Annotated in this window: 10 protein-coding genes; 4 read left to right on the top strand and 6 right to left on the bottom strand. The window is 58.9% G+C overall.

All coding sequences use genetic code 11. The annotated features are described in order from the left end of the window. Positions 1-24: 24 nt before the first annotated feature. Genes VMW12_01975 through mraZ form a run of 3 tightly spaced genes read right to left on the bottom strand, consistent with a single transcriptional unit; the run spans position 25 to position 1,805 of the window. A complete protein-coding gene (locus tag VMW12_01975; protein ID HUZ48489.1) occupies positions 25-480 on the bottom strand; it encodes a hypothetical protein in 456 nt (151 codons plus the stop codon). Further along, entirely contained in the window at positions 480-1,352 is an 873-nt protein-coding gene (rsmH, locus tag VMW12_01970) for a 16S rRNA (cytosine(1402)-N(4))-methyltransferase RsmH (protein HUZ48488.1), read from the bottom strand. The genes VMW12_01975 and rsmH overlap by 1 nt, the downstream gene beginning before the upstream one ends. Before the next feature lie 9 nt (positions 1,353-1,361). Next, positions 1,362-1,805: a division/cell wall cluster transcriptional repressor MraZ gene (gene mraZ, locus VMW12_01965; GenBank protein HUZ48487.1), complete on the bottom strand. Its 444-nt coding sequence runs from the start codon at positions 1,803-1,805 to the stop codon at positions 1,362-1,364. An 827-nt stretch (positions 1,806-2,632) separates the two neighbouring features. Between mraZ and VMW12_01960 the strand changes: the two genes are divergently transcribed. From VMW12_01960 to istB, 4 genes are all read left to right on the top strand, one after another. After that, a complete protein-coding gene (locus VMW12_01960) occupies positions 2,633-3,592 on the top strand; it encodes a helix-turn-helix transcriptional regulator (protein ID HUZ48486.1) in 960 nt (319 codons plus the stop codon). A gap of 7 nt (positions 3,593-3,599) precedes the next feature. Further along, positions 3,600-3,980, top strand: coding sequence for a hypothetical protein (locus VMW12_01955; protein HUZ48485.1), 381 nt, complete (start codon positions 3,600-3,602; stop codon positions 3,978-3,980). A 211-nt stretch (positions 3,981-4,191) separates the two neighbouring features. Continuing rightward, entirely contained in the window at positions 4,192-5,625 is a 1,434-nt protein-coding gene (istA, locus tag VMW12_01950; GenBank protein HUZ48484.1) for an IS21 family transposase, read from the top strand. Further along, the gene (gene istB, locus VMW12_01945) at positions 5,622-6,386 is read left to right on the top strand and encodes an IS21-like element helper ATPase IstB (protein HUZ48483.1); all 765 of its coding nucleotides are present in this window, start codon (positions 5,622-5,624) and stop codon (positions 6,384-6,386) included. Before istA ends, istB begins: the two co-directional genes overlap by 4 nt. A 151-nt stretch (positions 6,387-6,537) precedes the next feature. On the opposite strand, the gene VMW12_01940 is transcribed toward istB, so the two are convergent. The 3 genes from VMW12_01940 to VMW12_01930 all read right to left on the bottom strand — a co-directional run bounded on the left by VMW12_01940 (position 6,538) and on the right by VMW12_01930 (position 8,295). Continuing rightward, on the bottom strand, positions 6,538-6,786 hold the full coding sequence (locus VMW12_01940; GenBank protein HUZ48482.1) for a hypothetical protein: 249 nt from the start codon (positions 6,784-6,786) through the stop codon (positions 6,538-6,540). Positions 6,787-7,057: 271 nt separating this feature from the next. Next, positions 7,058-7,246, bottom strand: coding sequence for a hypothetical protein (locus tag VMW12_01935; GenBank protein HUZ48481.1), 189 nt, complete (start codon positions 7,244-7,246; stop codon positions 7,058-7,060). A gap of 122 nt (positions 7,247-7,368) precedes the next feature. After that, complete coding sequence (locus VMW12_01930) at positions 7,369-8,295, bottom strand: LPO_1073/Vpar_1526 family protein (GenBank protein ID HUZ48480.1); 927 nt, start codon at positions 8,293-8,295, stop codon at positions 7,369-7,371. Positions 8,296-8,828: the final 533 nt, after the last annotated feature.

Below are 8,828 nucleotides of genomic sequence, written 5' to 3'. Positions count from 1 at the left end.
TAGGCGGCGCTCCGGCGCGTGATTTTACCGCTCCTGCACGTGCGGATTGCGATGCAGCCACCCGGCGAGCGACGAGAGCATGGTAAGGTGTGCGGTGCTCTGCGCGACTACCGGCGGCGTGCCCAGGGTGACCAAGGCGAATTGCTGCGGTTCGTGCATGTGCAACTGGCGGGCGATGCGAGCGAGCCGTTCCTCGGAGCGCAGATCGGCCAAGCGATCGTCCAAGCGAGCGGTCTGCTCCTGGAGCGCGTCGCGTTGCTCTCGAGCGTTTGCCAAGGTGTACGTCATGCTCGTGACATTCGACGTGAGCATCACGTAGCCCATCAGCATCGCCAACACGACGCCGAGCACCGCGCTGACGCGGACGATGTTCGCATATCGGGCCCGCCCGTTGCGAACGATGCGCGTTTGCGTAGCGGTGCGGGCGCTGCGCGGATTGCGAATCCGCGGTTCGGCCTCCAGTTGCCTTGCGTGTACCATTAGCTCGCCTTCCGTTGCGCCGCGCGCAGCTTTGCGCTGCGTGCGCGGGGATTTTCGCCGATCTCATCGTCGCTTGGGCCGATCGGTTTTTTGGTTAACACCTGTAGGCGCTCGTCGTCGCGGAACGTCTGCTTGACGATGCGGTCTTCGAGCGAATGAAAGCTGATCGCGACGATGCGCCCCGCTTCGTGCAGCGCGCCGGTCGCCGCATTCAAGCCCTCTTTGAGCGCCCCGAGCTCGTCGTTGACGGCGATGCGCAACGCTTGAAAGACGCGCGTCGCCGGGTGCACGCGCTCGCGATGCCCCGGCCGATGCACGACGCCCGCGACCATCTGCGCAAACTCGGTGGTGGTTTCCGGAAGCCGCCCGGAATTGCGCCGATCGACGACCGCGCGCGCGATGCGCCGCGCCGCGCGTTCCTCGCCGAAGTGAAAGAAAATATCCGCAAGTTCCGTTTCGCTCGCGGTTGCAAGCACATCGTAGGCGCTGCGCCCTTCATAGGGATTCATGCGCATATCGAGCGGCGCAGACTTGGAGAATGAAAAGCCGCGTTGCGCTTCATCTACTTGCATCGACGACACTCCTAAATCGAAGAGCACCCCATCGACCGACGGAATGTTCAGGCCCGAAAGGACGCGCGAGAGTTCGCGGAAGTTGGCGTTGACGAAGGTGAGACGCGGGTGCGCGATCTGCGCTGCGCGTTCGGCCGCACCCGGGTCGGCATCGAGCGCAATCACTCGCCCACCCGAGATCCGCTGCAGCATCGCCGCCGTGTGCCCACCCGCACCGAAGGTCGCATCGACGTAAATCCCATCCGGCCGGATCGCTAAATACTCCAGCGCCGGTTCGAGCATGACGGAGATATGACTCATGCGCGCACACTAGTACAACCCGAGGTCGGCCATGAATTCGGCCACCTCGCCCTCCGGAGCGGCGTAGGCGTTATAGCGTTCCTTGGCCCAGATTTCGACACGGGTGAGGGTGCCGATGGAGATAACCTCGCGGTCGATCGAGGCGTAGGCGCGGAGCTGGGCGGGGATGAGCAGCCGCCCCTGGGCATCGCACGTGACTTCCTCTGTATGGGCGAACAGATGGCGCACGAACCGGCGGAAGCGCTCGTCCTTACGAGGGGCCTCCTCTAAGCGGGTGCAGAACGCGGCCCAGGTGGCGCTAGGAAACAGGGCCAGGCACGGGTCGGGCTCGGCGATCGTGAGCACGAAACCGGCCCCCAACCGCTCGCGGAAGCGGGCAGGAACGATCAGACGCCCTTTTTCATCAAGAGCGTGTTCGACCGATCCCGTAAACCGCGGTAGCTCCGCGTGCACCTTACCCCTCCCTGTGGCACCACTTTCCACCACTGCCCACCACTATACGGCTTGCGGTAGGCGAAGGCAAGGCTGGGTGTGAAGATCAGAAGTCGGTGCGACTGAACAGAAGAGGATGCGACTGTACAAAAGTCATGCGATTGGGCAAAATTTAGCGGCAGAATCGCGCGAAAGGGCGCTTGCCCAGAGCGACCATGGATAAATTCGTGTGAAATCCCGAAGAGCACGTCACTGCGCTAAAGTAGTTGGCATTTTCCAAAGACGGTGTCCCTGGGTAGTTGTGGATCACAGAAGCTTCTGAGACTCTACAGAACTACCGAGAGATACACGCCGTCACCGAGAGCGCAGTCAAAAGCATGCCCCGAACTCGTGGCCGATCGTCATAGCTGACCGCTCCTAACATACACGGCGCGTTCCTCAACCACGAAGAGTCCGGCCTGCGGGGCCGGATGTCGATCCGCAGCCTTACCAGCGCCGGTGGCGCCTGGGCGTATGGCTCGCCTCGCCGGAGGGGCGTAACCTGGATGCCCTGCTCGGCAGCAAACCGCAAGGTGCGCTCGTTGAATACTCGGAGCGTCTCCGCGATCTTCGTGCGAGTCGTTGCGTTCGCGTCGGGAATCAGCGCTGAGAAAATTTGGTCGTCCACCTCTTGCTCCCATCTAGCGTTATACCGACTATTCCAGGTTTGACGCTAAAGTCTCGGTCTGACGTTTAATAGGCGCGTAGTCCCGTTTAATCGGCCCGGTGGGATTCAACCAGCACTTAAGCGGCGGCGGTAAAATATATTTGCCAGACAGGCGAAGATGCGCTATGCTGTGGGGGAGAGTGTGAAAAAGATTTTACGCTCCCCCGTCTTTTTACCTGAGGTGACCACTATGGCTGTCCGAAATTGCCTCCAGCGCGTCCGTGAGGAGCAGGGCTTATCTCGCGAGGAGGTAGCGGTGCGCGCGAATGTGACGCGGCAAACCATCCGACTCATCGAACAACATCGAGTGAGTCCAACGATCGACGTGGCGTACCGCATCGCGGCGGCCGTCCATCTCTCGATCGGGGAACTCTTTGAATTCACTGACGAGCCGAGCCCAAGCCTGGCGAAGAAGTTACTAAAAACGGCAAAAGGTGTAGGCGAGGGCTTGCTGGTTTCAGTCGCAATGGTTGTCGCCGTGTTCCTCGCTGGTGTCGCGGTCGTTAGCGTACAGGCTAAGCAAGCGTATGCGGCCGGGGATTACCAGGAGGCATCAATAGACGATCAGGTCGTAGGGACGCTATGGGATCCATTTCGCACGCGGGCCGAATACCAGGCTCTCCACGCGGGTAGTCGGATGCACATAGGGATCGATCATAATGCTCGTACGCCGGTGCCGTCGCGGGCCTCCTGTTCGACGTGGCTCGGGCGATATGGCCCTGTCGTTGATCGATCGAAGGTGAGCGGACTTCTTGGCCGCGTGTTGCACGCGGATGCTGCAGATTGCCTAGACAGAGTCGGTGCAACGCAGGCTGCGTTTCAGGAGCGAGAAGCACTGATCGCGCATCCCGGAATGGTGTTAGCGCGGTCGGCGGCAACGGATTTTGCTGAGGAATTTCAATCGGCATTTGCCGCAGAACAGATGCGCGATAACGCGGATGCGTTGCAGTTCTTGGAACTAGCCCATACGTTGCACCCCGCCCTATTTGCGCGCGTATTTGGGCCACAAAAAGGCAAGTCACCCTACGAGTTGCAGCAGCTCCAACCTCTCGTGAAGTCGAAGTTTGCTAACAATCGCAAACAGTCGACGGCGGGAGCATAACGCGGCGATGCATTTCAACGAATTCTGGGATGTCGTGAACATCGTTTGTCAAATCGCAGGTTTGATGTCGGCGGGTGTCTGTTTGTTGATCGCTGCGCATTTTTGGGCACCGACGCGCGAATGGCTCACTAATGCAACCCCGATTACGCTGCTGGTCATGTCGCTCGTAGGGCTTGTCATCAGCGTCGCGTTTTATGTGCATGGGAGCGGCGTACTATGGCCGCTGACCGCAAGCGATGTCATGATCAGCTTCCCGCCCGCGGATACCGATGTGCTCATCGCGCGAATCCTCGTTTCGTGCGGCGGACTTGGTATTGTTGGGGCGAGCGCAACAGGCTTGTACGGCTTCCATCGGGTCTTCGGTGTTTTCTCCCGCATGTTCGGCTAGTTGTGTTCGTCGCACAGAGCGGGCGTGTAGGCGCTACTGGTGCCGGATGTTGCGGCCGCGATAAGGTGAACCCACTTCCGCCGCGGTAAGGCGGACCCACCTCCGACCCGGGCCGGTAGCCCGGAAACGGGACGAGCCCCCTCCGAATACAGGCTGATGTGTCTAGCATCGCCTACGGAAGGAGCTCGCCATCACTCGTTCGGAGCGTTGGATGGATTTTCATACTCTACGGATACAGGGCCTCAGCATCCGCAAAATCGCCGCCCTGCGCGGCGTCAGCCGCAACGCCGTACGTCGTGCGTTGCGTAGTGCGCAGCCGCCGACCGGCAAGCGCAAACGGCTCAAGGGCCTCAAACTCGTGCCCTACGTGGATACGATCTCGGCGTGGCTCGCCGATCCGGTCAAATCGCTGTGGACCGGCGAACGGATATTCGATGAACTGCAGTTGATCGGCTATACCGGCGGCCGCACCGCGCTCAAAGATCATCTGCAACCGCTACGGCGTCGCCCTCAGCCGGCCGAACAGCGATTCTTCGTGCGGCCAGGTCAGCAGATGCAAGTTGATTGGGGTGAGCTCGGCGTGATCGACTGCGGCCCGCAGCGCATGAAAGTCTATGTCTTCGTCGCAGTGCTTGCGTGGTCGCGCGCACTCTTCGTGCGTTTCACGACCGACATGCAGATGCTGACTTGGCTCGATTGCCATCGTCATGCCTTCACATTCTTCGGTGGTGTTCCCAACGAGGTGCTGGTCGACAACCTCAAAACGGCGGTTGCTTCTCGGGCTGGTAAAACCGTCGTCTGGAACAAGCAATACGAAGAGTTTGCCGTCGCCCATCAGTTCATGCCGAAAGCCTGTTGGCCCGCGCGTCCGAAAACCAAAGGCCGCGTTGAACGCATGGTGCGTTACGTGCGCGAACGGTTCTTTATCGGCCGCAATGCACGTGATCTCGACTTGCTTAACGCCGAAGCCGAGCAGTGGCTGGTCGAACGGGCAAATCGTCGGGTTCATCGCATCACCAAACAAACGCCACAAAGCCGTCTCGCCTCCGAACAACCGCTCTTGAAGAGCGTGCCAGAATACGATCTTGTTCTCGAAGAGCCGCGTGTCGCCGACGCCTACGGCCTAGTGCATTACCGCGGCGTTCGCTACTCGGTTCCTGAAGAATTCGCCCGCATGCCGGTCATGTTACAACTACGTCGTGATGGCCTTACGATCATGGCCGATGGAAAGGCTATTTGGCAGCATCACTATGCGCCGATCGGCGCGCTTCTCGTGCAGGACCCGTCCCATTTACCCAAACCGCTTGCGCCGCGGCATGATCGTTTCGCTGAGTTGGCGCAGCATATTGCCCGTGAGTTCGGTGATCTCGGCCACTGCTACGCCGCTCTCGTCGAGAAACGGGCGCCGCATGCGCCGCTAGCCGTACTTCGCGAAGTGCTCGACCGTCATGACGAGTTCGGCCGCGATGTCGTCGCGCCGATCTTGCAAAGCTTCGTCAATGCCGGCGTCGCAAAACGCGGCCTGCTTTCACAACTGTGCTATCGCCGGTGCCCCGTTCCCAGGCTATCGCGGCGATCCACCCGCATTCCGGCCATCGCCGTAGAGCAAAGGTCGCTCGCCGTCTATGATCAGGTGGCCATATGAGCGAACTACTCCTCCATCGCGTGCGCCGTCAACTCGAAACGCTTAAGCTCACAACGGCGAGAGAGCGGCTGGACGAGCATCTACAGCGTGCTGCGCAACGCGAACTCTCGCACCTCGATGTACTCGACTCGCTGCTCGGCGACGAACTCGCGCTCCGCGCCGAACGCGGCTTAGTCACCCGTACAAAACTTGCGCATTTCCCAACGCTCAAAAGCCTGGATACATTTGATATCGATGCCCAGCCATCGCTCGATCGCAAGGCGCTCACCGAACTGCGCAACATGGCGTTCATCGAACGCGCTGAAAACGTCGTGTTGCTCGGCCCTCCAGGCGTCGGCAAAACACATTTGGCGATCGGCCTCGGCTTGCGCGCAGTTCAAGCCGGCTACCGTACCTATTTCGTTACCGCTCAAGATCTACTTGATCTCATCCGCATCGCGCAGCTCGACGGCATTCCGGGACACAAGCAACGCCATCTCGTCAACGTGCCCCTCCTCATCATCGACGAGATCGGCTACGTGCAATTTGATCGCCCAGCGGCAACGTGGCTTTTCCAACTCATCGAGCGCAGGTACGAACGCCACTCAACAATCGTCACCAGTAATAAAAGCTTCGCCGATTGGAGCGACATTCTCGGCGACACGACGATGGCAGGCGCATTGCTCGACCGCCTCCTCCACCATAGCCATGTTCTCAATCTCAAAGGCGAGAGCTACCGCCTTCGTAAGCGCAAGGGAGGTGCGAGCGCTTCTACGCCGTAGCCTGGCGCCCAGGTGGGTTCGCCTTAACGCGACCAAACTGGGTCCGTCTTATCCAGGCGCCAACACCGGAAGCGTCATGGGCTCTCTACCATGATTGCATTCACCGTGAGAATGAGCGCACGGGAAGCAAACCGCAAAAGGAGCGGCGAGATCAGGTAACTGGAACGTAAAGCGTGGCCGGTACGCGTTCGCGGCGATTGCAATAGACGGTCGTTCCTTGCTGATCTGTCGTCTTCATGCGATTTGGGCTTACCCAGCGGATCGTCAGCTTGAAATCCCCGTTGTACGGCGTATCAACATCGAGACGATTTCCTCGATACACGTACCTGCCACCGGCGGCCGGGCGCTCGCCGGCGGCGGTCAGGTACGTTGCTGCCCGCCCATCGGGAAGAAGTAGCATATACATATACTCCGAATCCCCGAGATCACAAAGCCAGCCGCCCACGACGCGAGGCTGCGCGCTCACAGGGTGAATCGAGCAGAGCGTAAGAGCGACAGTCGCGAGAAGCATCCGTATCGATCGAGTCATATCAGAGTAGTTGTCCGTGAGTTGCCGATCGCCCCCTCGGCTATGTCCGCATGGACGTGACCATTCCTACTGGCCAGGTGGACGGCTAGGAGATTCAGCGGAAGAAGACGCCCTCGTTAGCACGTCGTCATCTATGGCAAAACTACGTCAGCGAAGCAGGGCGCCGCTTCTTTTCCGCCGCGCGCTCGAGATAGTCGGGATCGTCGCGTCCGAAGATCTTACACTCGGTGTGCGGTTGAGTATCCGTCAATACAAAATCGGGGAGCCGATCTGCTCCGCCGAGCCGCAGTGGCTTGTAGAACCGCCGGCCTTCCGCTACGGCGCGTGCCATGCATGGAAGTTCACGCCTTGCGGCGCGTACTAGAGGATACGGAGGCGGCAATTGCAGGACTGTGCATGATTAGGCGGCGGCATCGCTGTTGCGCGGCCTTGGAGATAATGTATCGAATAGCTCTATTGGCTTTGGGAATCAAACAGTGTCTGGAGATCGCATTCAGCGCCGACGATATCAGATAGCACGGACATCGCTATTGCGATTCCCATCGGCGACACCGTGCATTTCTGGAGCGGGATGACGCCTCGTTTTATGTCGCCGTGTGAGCGCTCGGTTATTTTTTTGATTAGCTTGGTGGTATTGGGGTCTTCCCAAGGACCCGGAAAATCAATGACCGTGCTTGAAAGAACGCGTGGGGTACCGAGGCTCATCATAGTCGCAGTATCGTCGTATTGTATTACTCCCAGGGCACGAAGGTGCTGGAGATCGAAGTCTCCAACGGGCGTTTCAACCAACGGTTCAACATAAACATGGAGCGAGCTCGCAAAAATGGAACGTTCAGTCGCAACGTTATTGTCGTTAATTTCGCGACCAGCCATTAGATTCATATGCAGCAAATGGATCAAGCCAACAAGACGCAATTCATTTACGGTCAGATCCCGAATCGCAGCTATTGCTAAGCGAGTGACCTTCGCCGCGAGGCCTTGCTCATCAGAAGCCAGCCGTTGAGCCACAATTCCGGCCAGGGCGGCTTGTTTGAGAGATTGATCTGTTTCGACTGCACAGTCGAAAGCACTGCCAAGTGCTGCGGTAATACCAGGCTGGCGAAACCTCTTATCAAGATCATTCGCGTCGAGAAACCCCAGCTTCTCAAGTCTTTCGATTCGGCTGTCAAGCAAGTGGGTGAACGAATCGAGCCGTTCTAAAGCGAGAGTTATTTCGTCCTCGGGGGCAAGCAGAAATCGTAGCTTGAAAAACCGAGCGAGCACAACTCCGCCCTTCTTGACTCCCAGATTTACCAGCGCATCCGTTGCAGAGCTGAGGGCGTCGCTGCCAATCTGGTGAACTAGCGGATCATTGAGTATGGGGCCGATTAGATCAGGCATTTGCGGAAGGTTCTCCATCGTGGCTGGTCCGAAAAGCTTCGCAGCGTGCGGTCACGGAGCTTCTTGTATGACAGAACCAGTTCTGGGCAGGGGCGCCTTATGCTCCAGTGGATGACTGGTGGACAAGAAAGGCTAGATTAACTCAGGGTCGAGATTTAGGGGCGCTTGTTCGAATTGAAAGATCCGGCGGGCAGTATTCGCGTAGTTCCACCTTCGGAGGCAGCGCGATCGAAAACGAAGGTCTGTAGAAGCTTCGCGAGATCGCGCGGTGGCCTTTCTTGCGTTCGAGTTTTCGAATCGAACGACCGGCTCCGATTCAAGCTCAGATGTGTTTGCTGCAGCGATGGCGGCGCAAACGCCATAGAAGGCTGCGAAGCCAGTCACCACCAATGTGGGAACGGCACCCTAGATTTGACCCCTTTCCGGCATCGGGCTTTTGACCCCCCAAGCGAAAAAGCGGAGCCTCCTCTCGAATCGGTAGGTTACTACACACCACCGACCGAGAGGGGCCCCAGGGGAGTTGATTCCATTGA

Source organism: Candidatus Dormiibacterota bacterium (assembly GCA_035532835.1).
Taxonomy (GTDB): domain Bacteria; phylum Vulcanimicrobiota; class Vulcanimicrobiia; order Vulcanimicrobiales; family Vulcanimicrobiaceae; genus DAHUXY01.
Note: the sequence above shows the minus strand (reverse complement) of the source record. Positions and strands in the feature narration are given on the sequence as shown.

Excerpts from the sequence above, each read along its gene's own strand:
- VMW12_01975 (HUZ48489.1), bottom strand. The coding sequence starts at position 480 with ATGGTACACGCAAGGCAACTGGAGGCCGAACCGCGGATTCGCAATCCG.
- rsmH (HUZ48488.1), bottom strand. The coding sequence starts at position 1,352 with ATGAGTCATATCTCCGTCATGCTCGAACCGGCGCTGGAGTATTTAGCG.
- VMW12_01955 (HUZ48485.1), top strand. The coding sequence starts at position 3,600 with ATGCATTTCAACGAATTCTGGGATGTCGTGAACATCGTTTGTCAAATC.
- istA (HUZ48484.1), top strand. The coding sequence starts at position 4,192 with ATGGATTTTCATACTCTACGGATACAGGGCCTCAGCATCCGCAAAATC.
- istB (HUZ48483.1), top strand. The coding sequence starts at position 5,622 with ATGAGCGAACTACTCCTCCATCGCGTGCGCCGTCAACTCGAAACGCTT.
- VMW12_01940 (HUZ48482.1), bottom strand. The coding sequence starts at position 6,786 with ATGCTACTTCTTCCCGATGGGCGGGCAGCAACGTACCTGACCGCCGCC.
- VMW12_01935 (HUZ48481.1), bottom strand. The coding sequence starts at position 7,246 with ATGGCACGCGCCGTAGCGGAAGGCCGGCGGTTCTACAAGCCACTGCGG.
- VMW12_01930 (HUZ48480.1), bottom strand. The coding sequence starts at position 8,295 with ATGCCTGATCTAATCGGCCCCATACTCAATGATCCGCTAGTTCACCAG.